Source organism: Shinella sedimenti, from assembly GCF_022601905.1.
Taxonomy (GTDB): Bacteria; Pseudomonadota; Alphaproteobacteria; order Rhizobiales; family Rhizobiaceae; genus Shinella; species Shinella sedimenti.
Window position 1 is genome coordinate 293,112 of sequence record NZ_JAKVIN010000002.1, and the last position, 26,573, is coordinate 319,684.

The 26,573-nt window shown below is 63.6% G+C and carries 26 protein-coding genes; 11 read left to right on the top strand and 15 right to left on the bottom strand.

Annotation, left to right across the window (positions count from 1 at the left end; all coding sequences use genetic code 11):
* The first annotated feature begins 129 nt into the window (after positions 1-129).
* From lpxC to ligA, 4 genes are all read left to right on the top strand, one after another.
* On the top strand, positions 130-1,086 hold the full coding sequence (gene lpxC / locus MKI86_RS05570; RefSeq protein WP_134649563.1) for a UDP-3-O-acyl-N-acetylglucosamine deacetylase: 957 nt from the start codon (positions 130-132) through the stop codon (positions 1,084-1,086).
* A gap of 153 nt (positions 1,087-1,239) precedes the next feature.
* A complete protein-coding gene (locus tag MKI86_RS05575) occupies positions 1,240-2,106 on the top strand; it encodes an outer membrane protein assembly factor BamD (protein ID WP_241598456.1) in 867 nt (288 codons plus the stop codon).
* A gap of 77 nt (positions 2,107-2,183) precedes the next feature.
* A complete protein-coding gene (recN, locus tag MKI86_RS05580) occupies positions 2,184-3,854 on the top strand; it encodes a DNA repair protein RecN (protein ID WP_241598458.1) in 1,671 nt (556 codons plus the stop codon).
* 149 nt (positions 3,855-4,003) lie between these two features.
* Complete coding sequence (gene ligA / locus MKI86_RS05585) at positions 4,004-6,163, top strand: NAD-dependent DNA ligase LigA (RefSeq protein ID WP_241598459.1); 2,160 nt, start codon at positions 4,004-4,006, stop codon at positions 6,161-6,163.
* Between the two features lie 3 nt (positions 6,164-6,166).
* On the opposite strand, the gene MKI86_RS05590 is transcribed toward ligA, so the two are convergent.
* The 4 genes from MKI86_RS05590 to MKI86_RS05605 form a co-directional block, all read right to left on the bottom strand.
* Positions 6,167-7,081, bottom strand: coding sequence for a M23 family metallopeptidase (locus tag MKI86_RS05590; RefSeq protein ID WP_241598460.1), 915 nt, complete (start codon positions 7,079-7,081; stop codon positions 6,167-6,169).
* A 126-nt stretch (positions 7,082-7,207) separates the two neighbouring features.
* Positions 7,208-7,618: a TIGR02588 family protein gene (locus tag MKI86_RS05595; RefSeq protein WP_241598461.1), complete on the bottom strand. Its 411-nt coding sequence runs from the start codon at positions 7,616-7,618 to the stop codon at positions 7,208-7,210.
* 7 nt (positions 7,619-7,625) lie between these two features.
* Complete coding sequence (locus tag MKI86_RS05600; RefSeq protein ID WP_241598462.1) at positions 7,626-8,468, bottom strand: TIGR02587 family membrane protein; 843 nt, start codon at positions 8,466-8,468, stop codon at positions 7,626-7,628.
* A 67-nt stretch (positions 8,469-8,535) separates the two neighbouring features.
* Complete coding sequence (locus MKI86_RS05605; protein WP_241598463.1) at positions 8,536-10,509, bottom strand: DEAD/DEAH box helicase; 1,974 nt, start codon at positions 10,507-10,509, stop codon at positions 8,536-8,538.
* Positions 10,510-10,788: 279 nt separating this feature from the next.
* On the opposite strand from MKI86_RS05605, the gene panC reads away from it, so the two are divergent.
* From panC to MKI86_RS05625, 4 genes are all read left to right on the top strand, one after another.
* The gene (gene panC / locus MKI86_RS05610) at positions 10,789-11,673 is read left to right on the top strand and encodes a pantoate--beta-alanine ligase (RefSeq protein ID WP_241598466.1); all 885 of its coding nucleotides are present in this window, start codon (positions 10,789-10,791) and stop codon (positions 11,671-11,673) included.
* A 1-nt stretch (position 11,674) separates the two neighbouring features.
* The gene (gene panB, locus MKI86_RS05615; protein ID WP_241598468.1) at positions 11,675-12,499 is read left to right on the top strand and encodes a 3-methyl-2-oxobutanoate hydroxymethyltransferase; all 825 of its coding nucleotides are present in this window, start codon (positions 11,675-11,677) and stop codon (positions 12,497-12,499) included.
* 193 nt (positions 12,500-12,692) lie between these two features.
* Positions 12,693-13,421 carry an AzlC family ABC transporter permease gene (locus MKI86_RS05620; protein WP_241598470.1) on the top strand — a complete coding sequence of 243 codons (729 nt, stop codon included), beginning with the start codon at positions 12,693-12,695 and terminating at the stop codon, positions 13,419-13,421.
* Positions 13,422-13,423: 2 nt separating this feature from the next.
* Positions 13,424-13,735, top strand: coding sequence for an AzlD family protein (locus tag MKI86_RS05625; RefSeq protein WP_241598472.1), 312 nt, complete (start codon positions 13,424-13,426; stop codon positions 13,733-13,735).
* On the opposite strand, the gene MKI86_RS05630 is transcribed toward MKI86_RS05625, so the two are convergent.
* From MKI86_RS05630 to MKI86_RS05645, 4 genes are all read right to left on the bottom strand, one after another.
* The gene (locus MKI86_RS05630) at positions 13,725-15,560 is read right to left on the bottom strand and encodes an aminopeptidase P family protein (protein ID WP_241598474.1); all 1,836 of its coding nucleotides are present in this window, start codon (positions 15,558-15,560) and stop codon (positions 13,725-13,727) included. The two genes, MKI86_RS05625 and MKI86_RS05630, sit on opposite strands and share 11 nt — an antisense overlap.
* 494 nt (positions 15,561-16,054) lie before the next feature.
* Positions 16,055-16,936 (bottom strand): 50S ribosomal protein L11 methyltransferase, encoded by an 882-nt coding sequence (locus MKI86_RS05635; protein ID WP_241598476.1) that lies wholly within the window; start codon positions 16,934-16,936, stop codon positions 16,055-16,057.
* A gap of 67 nt (positions 16,937-17,003) precedes the next feature.
* Positions 17,004-17,603, bottom strand: coding sequence for an SCO family protein (locus tag MKI86_RS05640; RefSeq protein WP_241598478.1), 600 nt, complete (start codon positions 17,601-17,603; stop codon positions 17,004-17,006).
* Positions 17,604-17,725: 122 nt separating this feature from the next.
* Positions 17,726-17,884 carry a hypothetical protein gene (locus tag MKI86_RS05645; protein WP_241598479.1) on the bottom strand — a complete coding sequence of 53 codons (159 nt, stop codon included), beginning with the start codon at positions 17,882-17,884 and terminating at the stop codon, positions 17,726-17,728.
* A 240-nt stretch (positions 17,885-18,124) separates the two neighbouring features.
* On the opposite strand from MKI86_RS05645, the gene MKI86_RS05650 reads away from it, so the two are divergent.
* Positions 18,125-18,589 (top strand): chemotaxis protein CheW, encoded by a 465-nt coding sequence (locus tag MKI86_RS05650; RefSeq protein WP_134649548.1) that lies wholly within the window; start codon positions 18,125-18,127, stop codon positions 18,587-18,589.
* Positions 18,590-18,756: 167 nt separating this feature from the next.
* On the top strand, positions 18,757-19,110 hold the full coding sequence (locus MKI86_RS05655) for a hypothetical protein (protein WP_241598481.1): 354 nt from the start codon (positions 18,757-18,759) through the stop codon (positions 19,108-19,110).
* A gap of 54 nt (positions 19,111-19,164) precedes the next feature.
* Here the strand turns inward: MKI86_RS05655 and MKI86_RS05660 are convergent, their stop codons facing one another.
* The 7 genes from MKI86_RS05660 to MKI86_RS05690 form a co-directional block, all read right to left on the bottom strand.
* A complete protein-coding gene (locus tag MKI86_RS05660; protein WP_241598483.1) occupies positions 19,165-19,668 on the bottom strand; it encodes a CreA family protein in 504 nt (167 codons plus the stop codon).
* A 61-nt stretch (positions 19,669-19,729) separates the two neighbouring features.
* Positions 19,730-20,476, bottom strand: coding sequence for a copper homeostasis protein CutC (locus MKI86_RS05665; RefSeq protein ID WP_241598485.1), 747 nt, complete (start codon positions 20,474-20,476; stop codon positions 19,730-19,732).
* A 20-nt stretch (positions 20,477-20,496) separates the two neighbouring features.
* Positions 20,497-21,552: a dipeptidase gene (locus MKI86_RS05670; protein WP_241598487.1), complete on the bottom strand. Its 1,056-nt coding sequence runs from the start codon at positions 21,550-21,552 to the stop codon at positions 20,497-20,499.
* Positions 21,553-21,620: 68 nt separating this feature from the next.
* On the bottom strand, positions 21,621-22,781 hold the full coding sequence (nagA, locus tag MKI86_RS05675; RefSeq protein WP_241598496.1) for an N-acetylglucosamine-6-phosphate deacetylase: 1,161 nt from the start codon (positions 22,779-22,781) through the stop codon (positions 21,621-21,623).
* Complete coding sequence (locus MKI86_RS05680; RefSeq protein ID WP_241598498.1) at positions 22,778-23,800, bottom strand: SIS domain-containing protein; 1,023 nt, start codon at positions 23,798-23,800, stop codon at positions 22,778-22,780. Before MKI86_RS05680 ends, nagA begins: the two co-directional genes overlap by 4 nt.
* 22 nt (positions 23,801-23,822) lie before the next feature.
* Complete coding sequence (locus MKI86_RS05685; protein WP_241598500.1) at positions 23,823-24,587, bottom strand: GntR family transcriptional regulator; 765 nt, start codon at positions 24,585-24,587, stop codon at positions 23,823-23,825.
* Entirely contained in the window at positions 24,584-25,471 is an 888-nt protein-coding gene (locus MKI86_RS05690) for a glucosamine kinase nucleotide-binding domain-containing protein (protein WP_241598502.1), read from the bottom strand. The genes MKI86_RS05685 and MKI86_RS05690 overlap by 4 nt, the downstream gene beginning before the upstream one ends.
* A gap of 195 nt (positions 25,472-25,666) precedes the next feature.
* On the opposite strand from MKI86_RS05690, the gene MKI86_RS05695 reads away from it, so the two are divergent.
* Positions 25,667-26,560, top strand: coding sequence for an N-acetylmuramic acid 6-phosphate etherase (locus MKI86_RS05695; protein ID WP_241598504.1), 894 nt, complete (start codon positions 25,667-25,669; stop codon positions 26,558-26,560).
* Positions 26,561-26,573 lie beyond the last annotated feature (13 nt).

The window sequence follows — 26,573 nt, forward strand, 5'->3', positions numbered from 1 at the left end:
GCTGTGTGCAGCGAAACCTTCAGACGTTCCGGCAGGCGTGTCGGCGGACGCAAGGCGTTCAGCCACGGTACTGCTCGGCCCGCGAATTGAAATGTCGGCGATGAATGCGCCGAGACTAAGACGAGGCGAATGCACATGACGATGCTCGGTTTCCAGACGACGATCGCGGCCCCGGTGACGATTTCCGGGACGGGCGTCCATTCCGGCGCGGCCGTGTCGATCACGCTGAACCCGTCGGAAGCCGATAGCGGCATCCTCTTCCAGCGCCTGCACGATGACGGTACCGTCAGCGAATACCGCGCCGTATCCTCGCAGGTCGGCAACACCGACCTTTGCACCGTCCTCGGTTTCTCCGCCGCGACCTCCATCGCAACGGTCGAGCATGTCATGGCAGCGCTTTACGCGCTCGGCCTCGACAACCTGCTCGTCGAAGTGCACGGCTCGGAAATGCCGATCATGGACGGCAGCTCGGCTCCCTTCATCGACGCCATCGATCAGGTCGGCATCGTGCCGCTTTCGGTCAAGCGCCGCTATATCCGCGTGATCAAGCCGGTTCGCGTCGATGCCGGGGCCTCCTGGGCCGAGTTCTCGCCCTATGACGGCATGCGATTCGAGGTGGAGATCGATTTCGATTGCCCGCTGATCGGCCGTCAGGCCTGGAAGGGCGACATGACGCCGTCGACCTTCCGCAACGAGCTTTCCCGTGCCCGCACCTTCGGCTTCATGCGCGATGTCGAGCGCCTGTGGGCCTCCGGTCATGCACTCGGTTCCTCGCTGGAAAACTCCGTGGTCATCTCCGATGACAACACAGTGATCAATGTGGAAGGCCTGCGCTACGCCAAGGACGAGTTCGTCCGTCACAAGACGCTGGACGCCGTTGGCGACCTGGCGCTGGCCGGCGCGCCCTTCATCGGCCGCTACCGTTCCTATCGCGGCGGCCACAAGATGAACGCCTACGCGCTCAAGGCGCTGCTGAGCGACCCGACCGCCTATGAGGTCGTGGAAGATGCCGGCTCGCGTTCGCGTCCCGGTCAGCGTGAGCTGGTTGCGGTCAATGCGCCGGAATTTGCGCCCTGGGCTTTGTGAGGCCGGGCGCATTAAGCCTTTCTCCCGACACGTATGCCATAAAAATGCGTTAATGCGCCGGCATGGCGTTGCGATCTTCACGCTTTTGGAGATACAACGCGGGGCGCATGTGCGGCCCGCCCGCATTTGGTGCCGTTGAACTGGGATTGTCTCATGGTTGTTGCAGGATCTGTTGGTGTGAAGAAGACGGCACGTATTGTCTATCTTACGCTTTTCGCTACGGCGGCGTCTGTCGTTCTCTCCGCCTGCCAGTCGGACCCGGACATCGACATCACGAAGCTGACGGGCGAAACCGAATCGTCGCAGACGCTCTACAATCAAGGCCTGGCGAATATGAGCGCCGGCAAGGTTGGCGAGGCGGCGCGCAAGTTCGAGGCCGTCGATCGGCAGAACCCGTTCTCCGACGAGGCTCGCAAGTCGCTCGTCATGCTGGCCTTCACGAACTATCGCCAGGGCCGCAATGAAGAAGCCATCAAGGCCGGCAAGCGTTATCTGAGCCTCTATCCGGGTTCGGAAGATGCGGCCTACGCGCAGTATATCGTCGGTCTCGCCTACTGGAAGCAGATCCCGAGCGTGACGCAGGACCAGCGCGCGTCGCAGCAGACGATAGAGGCCATGCAGGCCGTCGTCGACAACTATCCGAAGTCGGAATATGTCGAGGACGCCCAGGCTAAGATCCGTTTCGCTCGCGACCAGCTCGCCGGCAAGGAAATGCAGATCGGTCGCTATTATCTCGAGCGTAAGGAATATATCGCGGCGGCCAGCCGCTTCCGCGTCGTCGTCGAGAAGTATCCGATGACGAACCAGATCGAGGAAGCGCTCGCCCGTCTTGTCGAGACCTATTACGCGATGGGCGTCGACAGCGAGGCGCAGACGGCAGCCGCCGTTCTCGGCCACAACTACCCGGACAGCCAGTGGTATTCCGACAGCTACAAGCTGCTTCAGACCAAGGGTCTGGAGCCGCGTGAAAATTCGGGCTCGTGGATCGCGCGCGCCGGCAAGAAGCTGATCGGGGCTTGACGCCGGCATAGTTGAGCGGAGAGTGTGCGACAGTTCTGCGTCCGGAATCGCGCGATAACAAAGAGATCTGACACGGTATGCTGGCGCAGCTATCGATCCGCGATATCGTCCTGATCGAACGGCTCGACCTTGCGTTCGAGCCGGGCCTGTCCGTGCTGACGGGCGAAACGGGCGCGGGTAAATCCATTCTTCTCGACAGTCTTTCGCTGGCGCTCGGCGGGCGCGGCGATGGTTCGCTCGTGCGTCACGGGACGGAGCGCGGGCAGGTCACGGCGGTTTTCGACGTACCGCTGGACCATGCCGCCCGCGTGCTTCTGCGTGAAAACGGCATCGACGACGACGGTGACCTCATTTTCCGCCGCCAGCAATCCGCCGACGGGCGCACCAAGGCCTTCGTCAACGACCAGCCCGTCTCCGTGCAGCTCATGCGGCAGGCGGGACAGCGCCTTGTCGAAATCCACGGCCAGCATGACGATCGCGCGCTGGTCGATACGGATGCACATCGGTTGCTGCTCGATGCCTTCGGCGGTCTCAACGAAGCCGCCGCCGATGTCGGTACGCTGTATCACCAGTGGAAGGATGCCGAGCGCACCCTGCGTCGTCATCGCGACAAGGTGGAGGCGGCCGCCCGCGAAGCGGATTACCTGCGATCCTCCGTCGAGGAGCTTGAGGCGCTTTCGCCACAGGACGGCGAAGAGGACGCGCTGGCCGAGGTGCGAGCCCGCATGATGAAGGCCGAGCGTATCGCCGGAGATATCAGCGAGGCGAGCGACTTCCTCAACGGCAATGCATCGCCCGTGCCGCTGATCGCCTCCATGGTGCGGCGGCTGGAGCGCAAGAGCCACGAGGCGCCGGGTCTGCTGGAAGAAACCGTCGAACTGCTCGACCAGGCGCTGAACCAGCTTTCTGACGCGCAAATGGCCGTCGAGGCAGCGTTGCGCAAAACGGAATACGATCCCAAGGAACTGGAGCGGACGGAAGAGCGGCTCTTTGCCTTGCGCGCTGCCGCCCGCAAATATTCGGTGCCCGTCACGGGACTGCCCGCATTGGCGGCGAAGATGATCGCCGATCTGGCTGATCTCGACGCGGGTGAGGAAAAGCTGGTGCAACTCGAATCGCGGCTTACCGAAGCGCGCGCCGCCTTCGAGATCACAGCACGCTCGCTTTCGGAAAAGCGCCATCGTGCCGCCGAGGCCCTTGCCGCAGCCGTGATGGCGGAGCTGCCAGCCCTGAAGCTAGAGCGGGCACGTTTCACCGTTGAGATCACCACTGACCCCGAGGGCGGCGCGGAGGAGGGGATCGACACGGTCGAATTCCATGTCCAGACCAATCCCGGCACACGGCCCGGCCCCATCATGAAGGTGGCCTCGGGCGGGGAGCTTTCGCGTTTCCTGCTGGCGCTCAAGGTGGCGCTGGCCGACCGCGGCTCGGCCCCGACACTCGTCTTTGATGAAATCGATACCGGCGTCGGCGGTGCGGTGGCTGATGCCATCGGCCAGCGGCTCAAGCGGTTGTCCTCGACGGTTCAGGTTCTGTCTGTCACCCATGCGCCACAGGTCGCAGCGCGTGCGGCGACGCATCTCCTCATCTCCAAGGGGCCGGTCGAGGGCAGCGAAACGGTCGCCACCCGTGTCGCGCGTATGGATGACGGCGCGCGAACCGAAGAGATCGCCCGCATGCTGGCCGGCGCATCTGTAACCGAAGAGGCACGGGCGGCGGCGGCACGGCTGCTTTCCGGTGGAACGTAAGAGATAGCCCCGCATCCGCCTTCTGGCACCTTCTCACCGTTTACGGGGAGAAGGTCGCGGCAGCTGGGTCAGGGGCAGCCCAACCCGCGCTCCCATCTTTTCTTTCGTCAGCTTTCCTCTAAAACCGGTGGCAGAATCCGGAGCATGTCATGGCCAACGCGAAAACCCCTGTCGAGACCCTGACCGAAGAAGAGGCCGCAGCCGAACTGGCCTATCTCGCGGCGGAAATCGCGCGCAACGACGACCTCTATCACGGGCAGGATGCGCCGGCGATTTCGGACGCCGACTATGATGCGCTGAAGCGCCGGAACGAGGAGATCGAGGCCCGCTTTCCCGCCTTGGTGCGCGATGACAGCCCGTCGCGCCGCGTCGGCGCGGCGCCGCTTCCTACCTTCGCGCCGATCACCCATTCGCGTCCGATGCTGTCCCTCGACAACGCGTTCTCCGACGAGGACGTGCGGGATTTCGTCAATAGCGTTTATCGTTTCCTGGGGCGTCTGCCCGACGAGACGATCGCCTTCACCGCCGAACCGAAGATCGACGGCCTGTCGATGTCCATCCGCTACGAGAACGGTCGACTCGTATCGGCGGCCACGCGTGGTGACGGAACGACGGGCGAGAACGTGACGGCCAATGTGCTGACCATCGGCGAGATACCAAACCGCCTGCCGGCCGGCGCGCCCGATGTCGTGGAGGTGCGCGGCGAGGTCTACATGGCCAAGAGCGACTTCCTGGCGCTCAACGAGAAGATGGCAGCCGAGGGCAAGCAGACCTACGTTAACCCGCGCAACACGGCGGCGGGATCGCTGCGCCAACTCGATGCGAGCGTAACGGCAAGCCGCAAGCTCCGCTTCTTCGCCTATGCCTGGGGCGAAATGTCGTCCATGCCGTCGGATAGCCAGTTCGGCATGATCGGCGTGCTCAAATCGTGGGGTTTCCCGGTCAACCCGATGACCCAGCGCCTGACCCGGGTGGAGGATATCATCGCCCACTATCGCGAGATCGGCCTTGCCCGGCCGGATCTCGACTACGATATCGATGGCGTCGTCTACAAGGTGGACGAACTGGCGCTGCAGGAACGGCTCGGCTTCAGGTCCCGCTCGCCGCGCTGGGCGACGGCACACAAGTTCCCTGCCGAGCAGGCCTTCACGATCGTCGAGAAGATCGACATCCAGGTGGGCCGCACGGGCGCACTCACGCCCGTCGCACGGCTGACGCCGGTTACGGTGGGCGGCGTGGTCGTCACCAATGCGACCCTGCACAATGCGGACTATATCGAGGGCATCGGCAACAGCGGCGAACGCATTCGCCCCGAGGAGCATGATATCCGCATCGGCGATACCGTCATCGTGCAGCGTGCCGGCGACGTGATCCCGCAGGTGCTTGACGTGGTCATGGAAAAGCGGCCGGCGGATGCTACGCCTTACGTCTTTCCGAAGACCTGCCCGGTCTGCGGCAGCCACGCCGTGCGCGAACGCAACGAGAAGACCGGGCGGCTCGATTCCGTGACGCGCTGCACGGGCGGTTTTGTCTGCCGCGCGCAGGCCGTGGAGCACCTCAAGCATTTCGTGTCGCGCAATGCCTTCGATATCGAAGGACTGGGCGCCAAGCAGATCGATTTCTTCTTCGAGGCCGACGACGAGGCGCTGCGCATCCGCACGGCGCCCGATATCTTCACCCTCAAAGCGCGGCAGGAGGCATCACCTCTCGCCAAGCTGGAGAATATCGACGGCTTCGGCAAAGTCAGCGTGCGCAAACTTTTCGATGCCATCGATGCCCGACGGTCCATCGCGCTCAACCGCTTCATCTATGCGCTCGGCATCCGCCATGTGGGTGAAACGAACGCGAAGCTTCTCGCGCGCGCCTATGGCACCTACGACGCCTTCGCGACGGCAATGAAGGAGGCCGAGAGCCTTTCCGGTGAGGCGTGGAATGATCTCAACAATATCGAGGGCATCGGCGAGGTCGTCGCTCGTGCCATCGTCGAATTCTACAAGGAGCCGCGCAATCTCGATGTGCTCGACCGGCTGCTCAAGGAAGTCACGCCGGAGGCTGCGGAAGCGGTGGTCGTGTCTTCCAGTCCGGTGGCCGGCAAGACCGTCGTCTTCACCGGTTCGCTGGAAAAGATGACGCGTGACGAGGCCAAGGCCATGGCGGAGCGCCTTGGGGCGAAGGTCGCCGGCTCCGTTTCGAAGAAGACCGATCTTGTCGTTGCAGGGCCGGGGGCAGGCTCAAAGCTCGACAAGGCGCGGGAATTCGACATCGAGGTCATCGACGAGGACGGATGGTTCGAACGCATCAAGTCGTGATCGTCAGGGCACGGTGACGATAGAGCCGCGAACGAGGAAGCGGTCTTCGAACGTCATGGGCACACCTTCGCCCTCGTTGTAGTCGAGGGTGCCGCCGAGATAGGCGTGCATGTGCAGGTGCGGCTCTGACGAATTGCCGGAATTGCCGACATTGCCGATCGTCTGGCCGGCGGTCACCACTTCTCCCGCGCTGACGCCGATCGATCTGGCCCGCAAGTGACCGAGCAGCACGCGCACGGAGCCGCAGGCGACAATGACGTAGTTGCCAGCTGGCTCCTGCGTGTTGGTTTCGCCGATGGCATTGTCCGCGACGCCGTCATGGGTGGAAATGGCGATGCCGCTGCACGGGCTTTTCACCGTTCTTCCGAAGATCACGTAATCCGTAAGCGAGCGCGGCATGAGACCGTCGGCCCTTGCGCCGAGCCGGTTCAGCGCGACGATATCGAGAGCGAAGCGTTGGCTCTTGTCGGCATGGTGGTTGTTGATCGACGTCGTGCTGCCGCCCTGGCCGATATAGTATTGACCTCGATCGAAGGGGAACGCGAGGTCGACGGCGGTTTCATGGTAGCCGTAGCCGGACAGGCCGCGCATCGCGAGCGCCAGAAAAAAGACGCTCATGGCGGCGGTGAAACCGTGCGCACGCACGGGCGACACGGCGCTGTTCCACCGGCGATCACGTACGCGCAGGAACGAGACAAAGGCGGCAAGCGCGAAGACGGCTGGCAGGATGAAAATCAGCGCGGTGCTCAGAAAATCCCAACGGCCCAGGATCGTGATGAAGGCGATGTAGCATGCGCCGTAGACCACACGCATGAGCCAAGCGAGCTGATCGGCCGGACGCGGCCACCAAAGCCAGATCAGGAAAAAGGCCGGAAGGAAGACCTGTGTCGTCAAGAGGATGGCGAGCGAAAGCTGCATGGGTCAGACCTTGGCGATTGGCCAGGTCTCGCTGATCTCGGACCCCGGCAATTGTGTGAACTCAATACTCTCCAACGGGATTGGTTCCGCTTTTCGCGAGTCTATTCCAAGGCTTGCTGTCGTTTTTTAAGGGCTGGTATAGCCGGCCGGCCGGATCACCATTTCGCTCGCGGCCGGGTCGTTGCGGAAGAAAATCGCACCTTGCGTCCTCGATTGCGCGGCGACGTAGTCAAAGACGATGGGGCTCTCTTCGATCACCTGTCCGTCCTTGATGAGCCTTCCGATTACGGTCACCGCCGCAGCTGTCGTTGTGCCCGCATTGGATATGTCGAATGCCAAGCGATAGCCGCCGGAGGATGGCTCGGTCGACACAACGTGGATGGAAAGATCAGGCGGCGTCGTGGGACGCATCAGCGCCTCCCAGCCGAGCCAGCCAAACAAGGCGGCGACGAGAAGGGCCGAGACGATGCCGGTCAACCACTCGATCCAGTGCGCATCCTGGCGTTCGCGGCGGCGACCGTTTTCTGATTTCGTCATGGTCTCCTCACAGGATCAGCCGTGCGCCGGCGGCGCCAAGCGCAGCTGGAAAGCCGAGCACGATCACCGACACCATGATCTCGATTGCCGAACTATCGCCGAGGCGTTCGAAAATCCAGAGCGTCAGCATGCTGACCGCCAGAGCGACGACATAACCGGGCAGGGTGAAGCGTACAAAGGCGTGCCACCAGGGTGTTTCGGGCGAAAGTTCGTGTCCGCCCATGAAGGACACGGCATAGACCAGCCCGTGCATCAGTGCGATGGAGATAAGTGAGATGACGAGGGCGTGCCAGATGGTCATCTTGTAGGACAGCACGATCATCTCGTCCGTCGGCGCTATGTTGAGCGACAGGAACAGCGCGCCAGTGCCCATCAGGAACAGCTCGCTGTGGTAGGGCGTCGATTTTCTTTCAGTGTCGTCGTCCTCGTCGCCAAGCTGGCTGCGCCCGAGCATGGCGCCAATGCTGGCGGGGACCGACTGCAGGGCGATCTTCCCGATGAGCTCGCTTGCCGACATGTCCCCGCGCAGAAGACCGAGTGCAGCGAGCACGATCGCGCTGGTAAGAATACCGATGCCATAGGCGACGATTGCGTCGCGAACGGCATCGCGCCAGCTCACGGTTTTTTCGAAGCCGATGCGATGCGCCAGAAGGACGAGAAGGGGAATATTGAGGATGACGAGCAGCAGAAGCCGCTCGCGTGCCATGTAGAAGCCGAGATACCACATTTCCATGGTCATCAGCATGGGGAGCGCGAAGAACAGCGCTCCCGCGACGCCACGGGCAAGCCCCGTTAAAAAGCGGCTGAACTCGCTTTGATCGCTTTCGGCGGATGCCGCGTCGTCTGTCATCGCACTTCCCCCTCAGAAGTGCGACGCTAACGTGGTGCGGATCGGAATGTTCCGCACCACGACGGTTCTAGCTACGATCGGTCTTCTTGAACTTCGGCTTCTTCGGGCCACCTTCGGGCTTGGCGAATTTCTCGTCGCGCTTGCCCTTGAAAGGCTTGGGCCCACCGAAGGGCTTGCCGGGCGTCTTGGCGGCGCTACCGTCCCGGTCCTTCCAATGCGGCTTGGCGCTCGCACCTTCGGGCTTGGCGGATTCGGGTTTGCGGTCGAAGTCCTTCTTCTTGGCGAAGCCGGGCTTCTTCTCGAATTCGCCGCGTGGCTTCCAGTCCGCGCGGCGCTCGCCGCGGAATGGCTTGTCGTAACGTTGCGTCTTCTCGCCCGGTGTGCGCTCATAATATTGCGGTGTGAGGTCGGGCATGCCGTCAAGTACGGTCACGCGGACGCCGCGCTCCAGCATTTTGTCCGGGCCGAGCGCCCCGAGGAAGGCATCCGAGGCATCGGCGGACAGCTCGATATAGGTTTCCTCCGGCTGCATCTTGATGGCGCCGATCTCGTTCTTGGTAAGGGCGCCGTTGCGGCAGAGCATGGGGATCAGCCAGCGGGGCTCGGCGCGCTGCTTGCGGCCGACGGAAACGGAGATCCAGGTGCTGCGGGCGAAACTGTCGCGAGGGCGCTTGGTTTCTGCAGGAATGTTTTCGTTGCTGCGCTCGCGCGGCTTGCGCTGCTCGAGCGATACTTCGACCAGATCCTCCGGCGCGGAACGACCGGCCTTGAAGTAGCGCGCGACGGCGGCGGCGAGCTGGCGGGCATCGAACTTCCCAACCAGTGCGTCGATGGTCTCGATCTCGTCGTCACCGATCGTATCGGTCAGCGTGGTGTCGGCGAGCAGGCGCTCGTCGTCGCGTCGCAGGATTTCCTCGGCCGACGGCGGCGTCGCCCAGTCGGCCTTGAGATTGGCGGCCTGCAACAGACGCTCGGCCTTGCGGCGGGCGCTGAGCGGCACGATCATGGCGCTGACGCCCTTGCGGCCCGCACGACCGGTGCGGCCCGAACGGTGAAGCAGCGTATCCGGGTTGGTCGGAAGGTCAGCGTGCACGACAAGCTCAAGGTTCGGCAGGTCGATGCCGCGGGCGGCGACGTCCGTCGCGATGCAGACGCGGGCGCGGCCATCGCGCATGGCCTGCAGGGCATGTGTGCGCTCGTTCTGGCTGAGCTCGCCCGAGAGCGCGACGACAGAGAAGCCGCGATTGTTGAAGCGGGCCGTCAGGTGGTTCACGGCAGCGCGCGTCGAGCAGAACACGATGGCGGTCTGGGCGTCGTAGAAGCGCAGCGTGTTGATGATGGCGTTCTCGCGATCGGAGGGCACGCAGAGCAGGGCGCGGTACTCGATATCGACATGCTGCTGGCGTTCGGCGGCCGTCGAGATGCGCATGGCATCGCGCTGGTAGTTCTTCGCAAGCGCTGCAATCTCCTTCGAGACCGTCGCGGAGAACATCAGCGTGCGGCGCTCTTCAGGAGCAGCTTCGAGAATGAATTCGAGGTCTTCGCGGAAGCCGAGGTCGAGCATCTCGTCGGCCTCGTCGAGCACGACGGCACGGATGGCGGAGAGATCGAGGTTGCCGCGCGTGATGTGGTCGCGCAGGCGGCCGGGTGTTCCGACGATGATATGGGCGCCGCGTTCCAGCGCGCGCCGCTCGTTGCGCACGTCCATGCCGCCGACGCAGGACGCGATGACCGCGCCGGTCAGTTCGTAGAGCCATTCCAGCTCGCGCTTGACCTGCATGGCGAGCTCGCGCGTCGGCGCGATGACCAGTGCCAGCGGGCTTGCCGCGCGGTCGAAGCGCTCTTCGCCTTCAAGCAGGGTAGGGGCGATCGCAAGGCCGAAGGCTACGGTCTTGCCGGAGCCGGTCTGCGCCGAAACCAGCGCATCGGCGTCGCCGATCTTGGGGTCGGAGACGGCGATCTGCACCGGCGTCAAAGTGGTATAGCCGCGTTTTTCCAACGCCTTTGCCATCGCCGGAGCGAGGCTGTCGAAACTCGTCATGTGGGGTCTTCCGGAATTCGGGTTTAGCGGCGATCTTGCACCGCACTCTCAAGCCCGCGGGTGACGAGCATGTTGACGCGCTCTCTACTGGTCAACGGGCGAAATGTACAGTGCGCAAAACGCAAAGCTGCCCGTCAGGCGGGCAAAGCGTGCCAAATCCGTTTGCCGATTGTCTTTTTGCGCTGCACAAGATAGAAAATGCCGCCCCGGAAGCGCTCCAGAGAGAAAGCACCTGAGGGATCGCCCGCGGGAGAGGGCGAGAGCAAGGAGGAACCGGCGATGCAGACCTTCACCACCATCGCGGAATTGCGGGCGGCTCTTGCGCCGCACCGGCTCGATGGCCGCACTGTCGGCCTCGTGCCGACGATGGGCTATCTTCATGTCGGCCATATGGAACTCGTCCGGCGCGCGCGCGCCGACAATGACATCGTCGTCGCCACCATCTTCGTCAATCCGTTGCAGTTCGGCGCGAGCGAGGATCTGTCGCGCTATCCGCGCGATCTCGCGCGCGACCAGGCGATGCTCGAGGCGGAAGGAGTGCACTATCTTTTCGCGCCCGGCGTCGGGGACATGTATCCGCAGCCTATGGAGACGGTGGTCGACGTGCCGAAGCTCGGCGCCGAGCTGGAGGGCGCCGTTCGCCCCGGTCATTTCGCGGGCGTGGCCACCGTCGTCACCAAGCTGTTCAACATTGCAGGACCGGACCGCGCCTATTTCGGCGAGAAGGATTTCCAGCAGCTCACCATCATCCGCCGCATGGTGGCCGATCTCGCCCAGCCCGTGGAGGTGATCGGCGTGCCGACCGTGCGTGAGGCCGACGGGCTCGCCTGTTCCTCGCGCAATGTCTATCTCTCGCCGGACGAGCGCGCCGCCGCGGCCGTCGTGCCGCGCGCGCTGAACGAAGCCGAGCGGTTGATTGCGGCCGGTGAGACCGATGCGCGAAAGCTGGAGGATGCGGTGCGCGCCTTCATCCAAAGCGAGGCGCTGGCCGAGCCCGAAGTGGTCGCGGTCCGTGATCCGCAGACGCTGGCTGATGTGGCGGTGGTTGGCGGAAAGCCCGTTCTCCTGTTGCTTTTCGTGCGCTTCGGCAGCACGAAGCTTCTCGACAACCGGGTCCTCGGCCCGATGAATGCAATGCCTGAACATGCAAAGAAGGTAGCGTGACATGAGCGTACACACCGCCAAGCGCCGTTTGGCCCCCGCCGACATCAAGGCCCTCAAGGGTGAGCGCCCCATCGTCAGCCTGACCGCCTATACGACGCCGGTCGCCAAGCTCATGGACCAGCACGTCGATTTCATGCTGGTGGGCGACAGCCTCGGCATGGTGCTTTACGGCCTTGATTCCACTGTCGGCGTGACGCTGGAAATGATGATCGCCCATGGCCAGGCCGTCATGCGCGGTTCGTCGAACGCCTGTGTGGTTGTCGACCTGCCTTTCGGCTCCTACCAGCAATCGAAGGAACAGGCCTTCGCAACCGCCGCCCGCGTTCTCAAGGAAACCGGCTGCTCTGCCATCAAGCTCGAAGGTGGGGCGGAAATGGCCGAGACGGTGCATTTCCTCACCCAACGGGGCATTCCGGTGCTGGGACATGTCGGCCTGATGCCGCAACTCATCAACACGACCGGCGGTTACCGTTCTCTCGGCCGCAACGACAAGGAAGTCGACAAGATCCGCAAGGATGCCGCTGCCATCGACGATGCGGGCGCCTTCGCCATCGTTATCGAGGGTACGGTCGAGCCGCTGGCACGCGAGATCACCGGCGCAGTCAAGGTGCCGACCATCGGCATCGGGGCTTCGCCGGCCTGCGACGGCCAGGTGCTGGTGGTCGATGACGTGCTCGGCATCTTCACGGATTTCAAGCCGCGCTTCGTCAAGCATTTCGCCAACCTCGCCCCCCTCATGAGCGAGGCCTTCGCGACTTATGCGCAAGAGGTGAAAGCCCGCAGCTTCCCCGGCCCCGAGCATACGTTCCAGCTCAAGAAGGGCTGAGCGCCTTTTCAATGGCCCGGCCATTCTCCGTCCGAGACTGGCCTAAAGTCCTGACATTCAGAGAGCAATCATGAACGTCGGTCGCGGATTTGCACTGAATGATCAATTGTGCTGAACGGTCTATCAGGCATATTGGTTTGCAGGCGTGGCGCGGCTGCTCTATGGCTTGGCCATCCTAGGACAGAGCAGTTTCATGACCCCCGCGACAAAAGAAGAATTCCGCGACGCCTTTCGTCGCGGCAGTGCCGTTGCCATTGCGGCGGCCCCGTTCGCCGTGCTGTTCGGCGCCGTTGCCGTCGACAATGGCCTGAGCGTCGCCGAGGCGACATTGATGAGCGCGACGCTCTATGCCGGCGCCAGCCAGCTGGTCGGCGTGGAGTTGTTCAACCATCATGTCGCGCCCTGGCTCGTCGTGCTGTCGATCTTCGCCGTGAATTTCAGGCACGTACTCTATTCCGCCGCCATCGCCCCGCATATTCGCCACCTGACCTTCTGGGAGAAGGCGACGTCGCTCTTCCTTCTGACCGACCCGCAATTTGCCGAAACGGAGCGGCGGGCGGACAGGGGCATTCGCGTCAGCTACCCTTGGCTGATGGTTCTCGGTCTCAGCGTTTACGTTCCGTGGCTGTTCCTGACCATTCTGGGGGCTTTCCTTGGCAACCTCATCGGCGATCCCAAGGCCATCGGTATCGACGTTCTGTTGCCGGTCTATTTCATGGGGCTGGTGCTCGGTTTCCGCAGTCGTGCGCATTGGCTGCCCGTCGTCCTGGCTTCCGGGGCGGGCTCCATCCTTGCTTTACATTTCGTCGGTTCGCCCTGGCATGTCAGCCTTGGCGCGCTGGCGGGCATTATCGTCGCGGCTCTGCTGCCGCTCGATGACGCCGAAGCGGCCGCCGGCGACGTTGCGGAAGGGGAGGCGTGAGCATGGAAAGCCTGTTTCACACGCAGACGCTGCTCATCATCGCCGCCGGTGCCATCGCGACCTATCTCACACGCGTCGGTGGCTATGTCTTCATCACGCGGATGAAGCGTATTCCGCCGCGTGCGGAGGCGGCGCTTAACGCCGTGCCGGCGGCGGTTCTGACCACGCTGGTCGCGCCTGCCGCCATTACCGGCGGCTGGGACGTCAGCCTCACCATGGCGATTGCTTTTCTCGTCGGCCTTCGCCTGTCGCTGCTGCCGATGCTGGGCGTCTGCTGGATCGTCGTGATGGTGATCCGTCACCTCATCGTCTGATCGGAGCCGTCGCCTTTTCGAGCCAGGCCTTCGTCGCGTCGTCTGTGAGGAGCGGTCCGATCTTTTCTCGCGTTTCAGCGTGATAGGCGTTGAGCCAGTCCAGTTCCTCGTCCGTCATCAGATGTGCGAGAATCAGGCGGCCGTCGATGGGGCAGAACGTTAGCGTCTCGAAGCCGAGCATGTCGATATCGCCGCCCTCGACGGCAGCGGCGGGAAGGACATGCACAAGATTTTCGATACGGATGCCGAAGGCGCCGGGACGATAGTAGCCGGGCTCGTTCGACAGGATCATGCCGGGCAGCAGCTCCTGCGTCGAAAGCCGCGAGATGCGCTGCGGGCCTTCATGCACGGAGAGATAGGAGCCGACGCCGTGTCCGGTCCCGTGGGCGAAATCCGCTCCTGCCTTCCACAAAGCGATACGGGCGAGAGGATCGAGATCGCAGCCGCGCGTGCCCTTGGGGAAGCGTGCAAGGCTGATGGCGATCATGCCCTTCAGCACCAGGGTGAAGAAGCGCTTCTGTTCTTCCGGCACGTCGCCGATAGCCACGGTGCGGGTGATGTCCGTGGTGCCGTTGACATATTGCGCGCCCGAATCGATCAGGAACATCGTCCCGGCTTCGATTGCCGTATCGCTCTCGGTGGTTACCCGGTAGTGCATGATCGCAGCATGCGCGCCCGCGCCGGCTATGGTGTCGAAGGACACGTCCTTCAAAGGGTTCTGATGGCGCTCGCCCAGCGTGCGGCGGACTTCCTCCAGCCTTTTCGTGACGCTGATTTCCGTCTGCGAGCCGGGGGGCGTGCTGTCGAGCCAGGCGAGGAATTCCACCATGGCTGCGCCATCCTGCAGGTGGGCGCGGGCCGAACCCTGAAGCTCGACGGCGTTCTTGCAGGCGCGGGGCAGGCGGGCGGGATCGGCCGCCTCGACCAGCGTTCCGCCCTTGCTGCGCACGATTTCCGCCAGCGCGAAGGGCGCTTGGTCGGGGTCGATCAGAATGTGCTTGCCCGCCGCCGCCAGTTTCGCGACCTGTTCGTCGAACTGCGAGGGCGGCAAAAAATCGGCCAGCTGGGTAAGATAGGCCTCCGGCTCGATGCCCGTCTTGCGTTTGTCGAGGAAAAGCTGCGGGCGGCCCTCGGCGGGAATGATCGCGCGGGCCAAGGGATGCGGCGTATGCGGCACATCGCTGCCGCGGATGTTGAAGATCCAGGCGATGGAGGAGGGGTCGGTGACGGCGAGCACATCCGCTCCGGCCTTCGCCGTGGCGTCGGCCATCGTCACCAGCTTGTCCCGTGCGAGTTCTCCGGCATGGTCGATGTCCTGAATGACGACACGGCCAAGCGGCTCGGCGGGACGGTCGGTCCAGGCCCGGTCAAGCGGATTGTATGGCAGGAACACGAGTTGGCCGCCGAGCTCCGCAAGCGTCTTCTCCAGCCGGCGCACCTCGGCGCCGGTGTGAAGCCACGGATCGATACCGAGACGGAAGCTCTTCAGTCCATGATTGCGCAGCCACAGATGCGGCGGTTCTCCAACAAGATCGCCACCGGTGAAGACCGCACCATCGACCTGTTCGGCAAGCTGCGTGACATAGCGCCCGTCCACGAAGACGATGGCCTTGTCGCGCATGACGAGCGCGATGCCGGCAGAGCCGGTGAAGCCCGTCAGCCAAGAGAGGCGCTCGGCGGAGGGCGGCACGTACTCGCCCTGATATTCGTCGGCTCGCGGCACGAGGAAGCCATCGATGCCGAGCGCATCGAAGGTGGCGCGCAGCGCATCCACGCGCGCGCGGCCAAACTGGGGCGTGGAGGTGACGTCGAAACTCTGGAACATGGGGCTTCCGATGCGGCGTTGAATCGTGAGCGGCAATCTATCCCATCGCCCGGTGGCGTCAAAGGCGAGACGGCCGTTTCGCACCGGAGAGCACATAACTATGCGCTGTGCGCATGGCACCCATGCCCCATTAGCGCTGTCCTGTTTTTCTGAATCGTCTATAAGCGGTGCCAACGAAGCGAACATAAACGCGCTTCAAGCGAAACGAAGTGAACTCCTCCTCCCACGCTTCGTATCGCGCAATAAATGCCGAAAGGCAAAAAGCTAGGTGTTCCGATCAGGCGTCTTTCTGGTCACTCCTCCTCCCTCCTCCGGGAAGGCGTTCGGAACACGTAGGACCGCTTGAGCGCTCCTCCTCCTCAAGCTCGCGGTCTGGCCGGTTCGCCGGTCCAATAGGCGGTGCCACTGGCACCGCCTTTTCTTTTGCCCGCTTTCCAGACACGTTTCGCTTTCAGACATGCAAAGGGCGGGGAAATCCCCGCCCGCAATACCATTCAGCGCCTGTTGTCGAGATGGATGGTGACCCAACCTTCGCGCCATATCGTGCGCACATGGCGCAGGCCGAGGCTGTTATAGGCTGCCAGCACCTTCCAGCGCTGCGAGGCAAGGATCCCCGACAGGATGACATCGCCGCCCGGCGCAAGCTGGGCTGCAAGTTGCGGCGCCATGCGCATCAGCGGTCGGGCGAGGATGTTGGCGATAATGAGATCGAAGGGACCGTGGCGGCCGAAGGCAGTGGAATGGAAGCCCGGCGCCGTTTCAAGCGCGATGCCCGAGGCAATGCCGTTCACGCGGACATTCTCGCGTGCGACACGGGTGGCGATCGGGTCGATGTCGGTGGCCAGCACCGCGACGGGGGCGAGCTTGCGGGCCGCGATGGCGAGCACGCCGCTGCCGGTGCCGAGGTCGAGCACGCGCCTGACCTTGCGTGCGCGCATGACCTTGTGAATCACTTCCAGGCAGCCTGCCGTGGTTCCGTGATGCCCTGTGCCGAAAGCCTGACCGGCATCGATCTCGATGGCGATTTCGCCGATACGGGCCGTGCCGCGGTCATGTGAGCCGTGCACAACGAAGCGTCCGGCGCGCACCGGTTTCAGGCCTTCCAGCGACTTGGCGATCCAGTCGATATCGGGAAGTTCCTCGCGCTCGATCTCGACGCCCGGGAAGTCTGCTGCGAGCAGGGCGGCGAACCGGCCCCGAACCTCGTTCTCATCGGGGCGAAAGACATAGACGGAGGCTTCCCAGATGTCGTTCTTCTCGTCGATCTCCATCGTCGCAATGGCGAGGCCCTCTTCCTCGAAGGCATCGCTCATCAGCGAGAGCGCATGCTCCGCCTTGTTCTCGGTCGTGGAAATGTAGAGGCGGATTTCGCTCACGGCTCGTGGTCCCTGTTGTTTGCGGACCGCCTAGCATGTCCGAAAGTCGAGGGCAAAGGCCGAATGGTCATCGCGTGATGAGGTTGGCCAGCTTCTGCTCGGCGGTCTCGGCATTCTCGCCATAGGCGATGGTGCCGACGAACCGGCCCTTTGCATCAAGCAGGAAGACCGAGGCCGTGTGATCCATGGTGTAGTCGCCGTCGGGCTTGGCCTCGTCGAGCGGCACCTTGCGGTAGTAGACACGGAAGCCCTTGGCCATTTCCAGCACCTTTGAGGGCTCGCCGGAAATGCCGGTGATGCGCTTGGAGACGTTGCCGACATACTGGCCAATCAGCTCCGGCGTATCGCGCTCGGGATCGATCGTCACGAAGTAGGCCTGCAGCTTCGAGCCGTCCGGATCGACCTTGCCGAGCCAGCCGTTCAGTTCGAACAGCGTCGTCGGGCAGACTTCCGGGCAATGGGTGAAGCCGAAGAACAGCGCGGTCGGCTTGCCGGTGAAGGCCTTTTCGGTGACTGGCGTGCCGTCCTGCGCGACAAGCTGGAAGGGAACGCCGAAGGGCTCGCCGGCGATCTGGTCCTTCGTCCGGGTCATTTCCAGCGTCAGCCAGCCGAGCAGGCCGGCGACGAGTGCGACGGCGATCCAGAGTACGAGACGCAGGGTTTTCATGGCAATCCTTCGAGAGCGCGGCATCGACGCGTGTTCCCGGCTTCTTAATGCCTACCGCAAGGCTGCGCAAACGCGCCATTTGACGCAAGGGCCAACATCGCCGATGGCTCGCGCAATCGTGATCAGAAGCACCACGCCATGCCCGATTCGGCAAGGCTGAGGAGAATGTCCGGTCCGTGCTCGAGCCAGCCGGCAAAGGCCGCCGTTGCCGCCATGATGGCGAGCCCCAGCGCGATCAACACGGCGGGGAGGAGGGTATATCTGCGCGCTGTGTCCTTCATACGTGCATGATAAGCCAAAAGGCGCCGGTTTCCAACCGCGTGGCGGGCAAGCAAGTCGTCGCTCCGGCCGGAAATACTGTTTCAAGCAATGTTTCTTTAGTCATTGTTTAATCTCTGTTTGCCACTTTCGAGTGACGCGCAAAGGGCGGCAGATCCGCCGGACATGATGTCCGCCGTGCGCCGGAGACGGCGAGCTGCGCAATTCAACCCGTTTCCTCGTCTCTGGAAAGAGGTCCATTCATGTCCAACGCCATCAAGCAGTCCGGCGCCTATCTCGAAATCGTATCGTTCCATCTGGGCGAGCAGGAATTCTGCATCGACATCATGGCTATCCGCGAAATCCGCGGCTGGGCTCCGGTGACGCCGATGCCGCACACGCCGCCCTACGTTCTGGGCCTCATCAACCTGCGTGGTGCCGTCATCCCGGTCATCGACATGGCCTGCCGCCTCGGCATGAAGATGACCGAGCCTTCCGAGCGTTCGGCGATCATCGTCACCGATATCGCCGGCAAGCTGGTCGGCCTGCTGGTCGAGCAGGTGTCCGACATGATGACCATCAAGAGCGAGGAACTCCAGCCGGCGCCGGAGATCATTCCGGAAGCCCAGCGCGCCTTCTGCCGCGGTATCGTCGCTCTGGAAAAGTCGATGGTATGCTTCCTGAACCTCGACACGGTGATTGCGGACGAGCTCGCGCAAGCGGCCTGACAGCCCGCCTCAAATACCCTGATCCGGCGCCCGGTGGCTCGTGTTAAAGCGCGCCGCCGGTAATATTAATTATTGGTCATGTTGAGATTTTCACGAAATCCGGCAGGAACAATCCGTAGACGTTCCCATTCTCCCCCTGCATTTCAATCCAACAGTGGAGAATGAAAATGAACAAGACTGTTACCATCGCCCTCGCTTCGCTCCTCGCCGTTTCGCCGGTTGCCGGCATCGCATATGCCCAGTCGGCCACGACGACCGAAACCATGACGACCGGCTCGATCTCCGCCGACAAGGTGAATGTCGTTCGCATTTCCACGCTCGAAACCGATGATGCGACCAAGAACGAATACGATCGCCTGATGAGCAAGTCGAAGGACGCGGCTGCCGTCGCGCAGGCCCAGGAAGAGCTGCGTGCCGATACGGCGCTGACAGATGTCCTCGTGTCGAAGAACGTCCAGCTCGAGAACGTGGTCGATGTGACCACCGCAGCTGACGGCGGCAAGATTGTTTACGTCAAGTAAGCACAGTTCTACCGTTAAGAAAAAGCCCCGGCCACCGAAAGGTGCCGGGGTTTTTTATGGCCTGCCGTTCGTCCAGGTGATGTTTTCCCCGTAGAGCGGCACGGTCGAAATCGACATCTTTGCCGAACCGTCCGTCAGTTCACGGGAATGGGCGAGATAGATCAGCGTGTCGTTCTTCTTGTCGTAGACGCGTGTGACGACGAGCGATTTCCAGATCAGCGACAGGCCGGATTTGAAGACCTCTTCTCCGCCACGCGACAGATCGATATCGCCGATCGTGACCGGGCCGGTCTGGCGGCAAGCGATGGCATTGTTGGAGGGATCTTCGAACCAGTTTCCGTTCTTCAGCCGGTCGATGACGCTCCGATCGAAATAGGTGACATGGCAGGTGACGCCGGAAATCTTCGGATCGCTCACCGCATCGATATAGATATCGTTGCCGATCCAGTCGACGCCCACCTTGCCGACCGTCTCGGCGGTCGCGGGCAGGGCGGCGAGCGTGAGAAGGCTCGCGACAACGACGGTGCGCAGTCGTGGCAGGACGGATGACAGGGGCATGGCGGTCTCCTTTGTTCGCTTACACGTAAGGATGGCCGACCGCTATCCGCAAGTGGCGTCGTCAGGATTTTGCGGCGGCGATCGTTTCGCGCACTGCGTTCTCGTCGGCGATCGTCAGTTCGTATTCGCGATCCTTTTCCATACCACCCATGCCGACATGGGGGTTGCGGAAGATCATGCCGCTGCGAACGGTGGTCAGCGCGGCGAAATGCAATTCGGTCAGTCCCGTGGCATCCCGCACGCCGCGAATGTTGCCGGCGTCCAGCCCGCCGCAACCCATGATGACGATGCGACCGGCCGCCTGCTCGACGGCGTGCTTCAGGATAGCCACACCCTCGACGGCTGTCTCGCGCTGGCCCGAGGTCAGAACGCGGTCGATGCCACAGCGCACGAGCGCCTCCAGCGCTTCGCCGGCATCGGCTGTCATGTCAAATGCGCGGTGGCAGGTGACGGACATAGGGCGCGCAGCCTCAACCAGTGCCTTCGTCCGCACCTCGTCGATCCGCCCGTCCGGCGTGAGGCAGCCGATGACGACGCCCGAAACGCCTTCGGCGCGAAGTGCCTTCACATCCGCCAGCATTGTTGCAAACTCGGCCTCGGAATAGAGGAAATCGCCACCGCGCGGGCGGATGATGACGTGAACCGGGATATGCGCGGCCTTCACAGCGGCGCGGATGGTGGCAAGGCTCGGCGTCAATCCACCTTCCAGCAGGCTGGCGCAGAGTTCCACGCGATCCGCACCGGCAGCCTGGGCGGCAAGGAAGCCGTCGATGCCTTCGACGCACAGTTCGATGAGAGGCTTGGGCATGACGTTGCTCCCGGGATTGCTCAGGCTTCGCGCCAGACGGTTTTGAGAAGCCGCAGCCAGTTTTCGCGGCACAGTTTCGCGAGGTCGCCTTCGCCGTAGCCCGCCGACCGAAGGGCCTCGACGAGCGCTTGGTTGCCGGCGGCGTCTCCGATGGCGGAGGGGATGGTCGCGCCGTCGAAATCCGAACCGATCGCCACGCAGTCGATGCCCATGCGCTCGACCATGTAATCGATATGCCGCACCATATCGGACAGCGGCGTGTCCGGATTTTCGAGACCGTCGGGCCGCAGCATGGTCGTGGCGTAGTTGAGCCCGGCAATGCCCTTGCGTTCGCGGATCGCGTCGAGCTGGCGGTCCGTCAGATTGCGCGAGATCGGTGTGAGGGCGTGCGCGTTGGAATGGGTCGCGACCAGCGGCTGCGTGCTGACGCGCTCGACGTCCCAGAAGCCTTGTTCCGTGATGTGGGCAAGGTCGATCATGATGCCCATGCGGTCGCACGCCTTCACCAGTTCGATGCCTGCATGCGTCAGGCCGGGCGCGGTATCCGGCGAGGAGGGGAAGGCGAAGGGCACGCCATGGCCGAAGCGGTTGTGCCGGCTCCAGACCGGGCCGAGCGAGCGCAGGCCGGCGGCGTAGAGCGTTTCGAGCGTCGACAAATCCTCGGCAATCGGTTCGCAGCCTTCGATGTGAAGCACCGCGGCAAAGCGGCCAGCGGCCATGGCGGTACGGATATCGGCGGTCGAACGGCAGATGGTGAGGGCTTCGGCCCGCTCCAGCCGGAAGGCGATCTCCGCCATTGACAGCGCCGTGTTCAGTGCATCCGGCTGGTTGAGCGGGCCGACCATGCGGATATTGTAATGGCCGTTAGCATCGAGTTCGCGCGGCGGGTAATCCTCGTTGGGCGGGATGAAGATTGCGCAGAAGCCACCGGCGAGGCCGCCCTTGCGCGCACGCGGGCCATCGATATGCCCGAGTGTCGTTCCCTCTACGAATTCGGCAACCGGATCGGCGCCGGCCTTCGCATTCTCCCACAGCCGCAGCAGAACGTCGTTATGGCCGTCAAAGATCAGTTGCATGCGCCGCTCCTATGCTTGTCGCGCCGGTAGAGCCGATTCCGCCAGGGTCCGCAAGGACCGGCTAGGCGTCAGGCGGCGAAGACCGGCGTGCCGCCGATCCATGTCGATACAACGTTCACGCCGTCATCGATGACGGCGAAATCGGCGTCGTGACCATGGGTCAGCCGGCCCTTGCGCCCCGCCATGCCGATTGCCTCCGCGGGATACAGCGAGCCCATGCGCAGCGCCTCCTCCAGATCCATGCCGACGGTATCGCGCATGAAGCGGATGCAGGAGGCCATGTCGATATCGGCTCCGGCCAGCGTGCCGTCGGCGAGCGTCAGGCGACCGCCTTCGCGGAAAATCTCGCGCCCGTTGAGGAAGAAGCTCGTCATATCTGTGCCGAGCGGCGACATGGCATCGGTGACCAGGAAGATGCGCCCTGGGCCGCGCTTGGCCCGCAGCGCTGCACCGATCGATGCGGGATGCACATGGTATCCATCCGCGATGAGGCCGGCGTTGAGATGACCGAGATCGAGTGCCGCGCCGACCATACCCGGCTCGCGGTTGCCGAGCGGGCTCATGGCATTGAAGAGATGCGTCATCATCTGCGCGCCGGCCGCGACGGCTGCGGCCGCGGCGGCGTAGCCACAGTCGGAATGACCGAGGCTGACGGTGACGCCGGCTGCGCGCAGCGCGGCGATCTGCTCGTTGGTGGCGTTCTCGGGTGCAAGCGTCATCAGGAGCGCGTCGAGACCCTTTCGGGCCTCGATGGTGCGGGCAAGGTCTTCCGGCTCCATGGGCCGGATGAAGGCCGGATCGTGCGCGCCCTTTCGCGCGATGGAGAGGTGCGGGCCCTCCAGGTGGAGGCCGAGAAAACCGGGCACGGCTGCCGCGCACGCCGCAAGGCCGGCCTCGATTGCGGCCGTCGTGACGGCGACACTGTCGGTGATCAGTGTCGGCAGGAGGGCCGTGGTGCCGAAACGGGCGTGCGCCGCGCAGATGGTGCGGATGCCCTCGACATCGGGGCTCTCGTTGAGCAGTACGCCGCCGCCGCCATTGACCTGCAGATCGACGAAACCGGGGACGAGCGACAGTCCGTCCATCGGTACGAGGCGGGCTTCCGTCGGTACATCGCGGCGCGGCGCTACGGCGGCAATCCTGCCACCCGAAATCAGAAGCGCGCTATTCTCATGCCAGAGATCGCCATCGAAAATGCGGGCGCCGGTAATGGCGGTGAGCGCTGTCATCGGGTTTCCGTCACTTTCTTGAGGTTAACAGGCTTGTCTGGGTCGAGCCCCTTGCCGCGGGACCAAGCCTCCACGAAGCCGTAGAAGGGCACGATTAGCGCCAGCGCATCGGTTATCGGATGGCCGGTGGCGACAAAGGGGAGCGTGCGCGCGGTTTTCGCGCTGTCCGAGGTTACGCAGGCATAGGCGCCCCGCTCGGCAAGACCGTCTGCCATGCCGGTGACGGAGGCTTCCGCAGCGTCGCGCGCGGCGAGAGCGATGACGGGGAAGGATGGCCCCACAAGCGCGACAGGGCCATGCACCACTTCCGCCGAGGAATAGGCTTCGGCATGCATGCCCGATGTTTCCTTGAATTTCAGTGCAGCCTCGCTTGCTATGGCCAGGCCGGGGCCGCGGCCGAGAACGTAGAGCGACTGGGCGTCCTTGAGGTCGCCGGCAAGGCCCGACCAATCCAGCGCCACAGCCTTGGCGAAGTGCTCCGGCAGGTCCTGCACGGCGTTTGCGAGCGCGGTGTCGCCCGTCCATTCGGCCAGCACGGCAAGGCCCGCGACGATGGAGTTTACATAGGACTTCGTCGCGGCGACCGAGAGTTCGGGACCGGCCGAGAGATCGAGAGAATGGGTGCACGCTTCCGCGAGCGGCGAGGGCAGGGTGTTGGTGAGCGCGATGGACACCGCGCCGCCCTTCGTGGCGCCATCGGCCATGGCGACGATATCCGGGCTCTTGCCGGACTGGGAAATGGCGATGGCCGCGCCGCTGGCCAGTTTCAGGCGCGCGCCGTAGATCGAGGCGAGCGAGGGGCCGAGCGAGGCGACGGGGCGTCCCGCCGTCAGTTCGATGGCATATTTCAGGAAGAGGGCGGCATGGTCGGACGAGCCGCGCGCGACGGTCACGAAAAACTGCGGGTCGCGTTCGCGCAAAGCCGCGCCGGCCGCTTTGATCGCCCCGGTGGATTGGGCCAGAACGCGGGCTGCGGCCTCGGGGATTTCGTTGATTTCTTTGCGCATGTTGGTCTGCATGGACGTCTCTTTCAGGTAGGGCTCACGTATCGGACAGTGTGAGCTCGGCGACGAAGTCATAGGCGTCGCCGCGATAGATGGAGCGGGTGAACTCGACCACCCGGCCCGTGCGAAGATAGGAAACACGTTCGATGGAGAGCCCCGCCGAACCGGGCGGCACGCCGAGGATGGACGCGTCGGGGTCCTTCATGTTGTAGGCGGAGATGCGCTGGACGGCGCGCACCGGCCGGCGGCCTCGCTTTTCCAGCGCAGCGTAAAGTGAATCCTGCACCTGCAAAGGCTCCGGCAGGAATTCTGCGGAAATGCAGGCGCGCTCGATGGCGAGCGGCATGCCGTCGGCGATGCGCAGGCGGCCCAGTCTTGCTACAAGGGCATCGGCCGGCAGGCCGAGCATCATCATCTCGTCGGGCGAGGGGTGGAACAGGCCCCGGTCGAGCCATTCGGCGCGGGTGGTGAGGCCGCGCCGCGCCATGTCCTCGGTGAAGGAGGTGAGGCGCGACAGGGACTGCTGCACCTTGGAGACCGGCTTGGCGACGAAGGTGCCGGACCCGTGGCGGCGCACGAGGAGCCCATCCTTGACCAGATCGTCCACGGCCTTGCGCACGGTCACGCGGCTGACATTGGCATGGTCGGCCAGGTCGCGCTCGGCGGGCAGGGCATCGCCGTAGTTCAGCCTGCCGGAGGTGATCGCCTCTTCCAGCGTCTGGCGTAGTTTTACGTAAAGGGGGCCGGGCACGCCCGATTGCAGGCTGTTGGGCGGCAGGATGGTGGACAGCGGCGTTGTCATGCGGCCGCTCCCGTGCGTTCCCGGTAACCCTTGGCGGCCAGCGCCACGGCTCCCGTCAGGGCATCGGCTTCAGCCTCCACCAGGATCGCGCGGTGCTTTTGCGAAAGCCATTCGGGATAAAGCGGCGCGAGCCCGCCGAGCAGGCACAGGCGTGGCGCGCCGGCGAGCTTCATGATGGCGTCGAGGGATTCGTTGACGGACGTGGCCGCCGCCTCGACGATCGCCAGCGCCTGGCGGTCGCCCCGGCGGGCGTGATCGAAGATCAGCGGCGCGAAGCGGCCGAAGTCGCCGGGCTTGGACAGGCGGGCGAACTCGACAATGCTGCGCGGATCGCCCTTGAACTCGTCCAGAACGGCGTCGGTCACGGTCGAGCGCGGATGTACGCGGTCATGGGCGAGAAGCGCCTCCTGCAGGAGGGCATGGCCGAGCCGCGCGCCGCCGCCGAGATCGCCGACCGTAAAGCCCCAACCGCCGATATAACGCACCGTGCCGTCCTTGCGGCCCATATAGATGGAGCCGGTGCCGAGGATCGCCACCGCGCCGTCCTCGTCGCCGATCGCGCCTTGCAGGGCGACCAGGCCGTCTGAGTCGATATCGGTATGCCTGAAGGGCAGGCGGTCGTGCACGTAGCGGGTGAGATCGCCGACATTGGTGCCGGCAAGACCGAGAAAGGCGGACGCATCGCTGATCCCGGCCTCGTCGAGCCCCGCGTCGCGGTAGGCGGCCTTTGCCGCCTCGGTGATGGAGACGATCGCGTTGTTGGGATCGGTAAGAATGTTGGCTGCGCCGCTCTTGCCGCGCCCCAGAACCATGCCATCAGGTGTGGCGACGGCCGCGCGGCAACTCGTGCCACCGCCGTCGATGCCGAGAATGTAATGGGTCATCGCCACCTCCGAGGAAGACGATACCAAAAAAATACCAATAACCAAGGGGTATGGTGGTATCGAAGTATCACTTTCTCTTAACGGACTGTTTTTCATGTATAAAAATGATTGTCGGCAAAAAATTGCTCTCAAAAGTTAATTCTCTATGGACAAGTGGTATTTTTTTGGCATTAATTTGGCCAAGGGAGAACAAGCATGGCCGAGCGCAGAACCGAAGGCAGGCATGAACAGGCGAAGGGGCTGGACGCGCGCCAGCCGCTGGATGTCCTCAGTGTGCTTGCCGATGCGCAGAAAGAGGCCGTCGCGGCCGTCGATCCCGCACTCTCCGATATCGCGGCCGCTTCACGCCTCGCCGCCGACGCCCTGCTTGCCGGTGGGCGTCTCGTCTATGCGGGCGCCGGCAGTTCCGGCCTGATGGCCATGGCCGACGCGCTCGAACTTCCCGGCACTTACGGTATTTCACGCGAACACATCGTTATCCTGCTTGCCGGCGGTGCCGAAAGCCTCGTTGATCTGGCCGGCGGGTTCGAGGACGACCGCGCGCTTGCCGTTTCCGATGCGAAGGAAGCGGGGCTTCGGGCCGACGATTGCGTGATCGCCGTTTCCGCAAGCGGCAGCACGCCCTATGCGCTTTCCCTGATCACCTATGCCAAGGAAAAAGGCGCCAAAGTCATCGCGATGGCGAACAATCCGGGGGCGGCGCTCTTCGACGAGGCCGATGTTTCGATCCTGCTGCAAACGCCGCCGGAGGTGATTTCCGGCTCGACGCGCATGGGTGCCGGCACCGCGCAGAAGATCGCCTTCAATCTCTTTTCGACACTTCTCGGCATTCATCTCGGTCACGTTCACGATGGCCACATGGTCAATCTCAAGGCCGACAATATCAAGTTGCGGGGCCGCGCGTGCCGGATCGTTTCCGACATTTCGGGTGTCGGTCCGGACGAGGCCGAGCGCCTGCTCACCTTGTCCGACGGCTCGGTCAAGGCGGCGGTGCTGCTGGCCAGGGGCGTGGAGGATAAAAGAGCCGCGCAGGCGGCGCTCGACCGTTCGGGGCAAAGTCTCCGCCGGGCCCTGGAGGCCCTGGAATAACAGAATCTCAAAG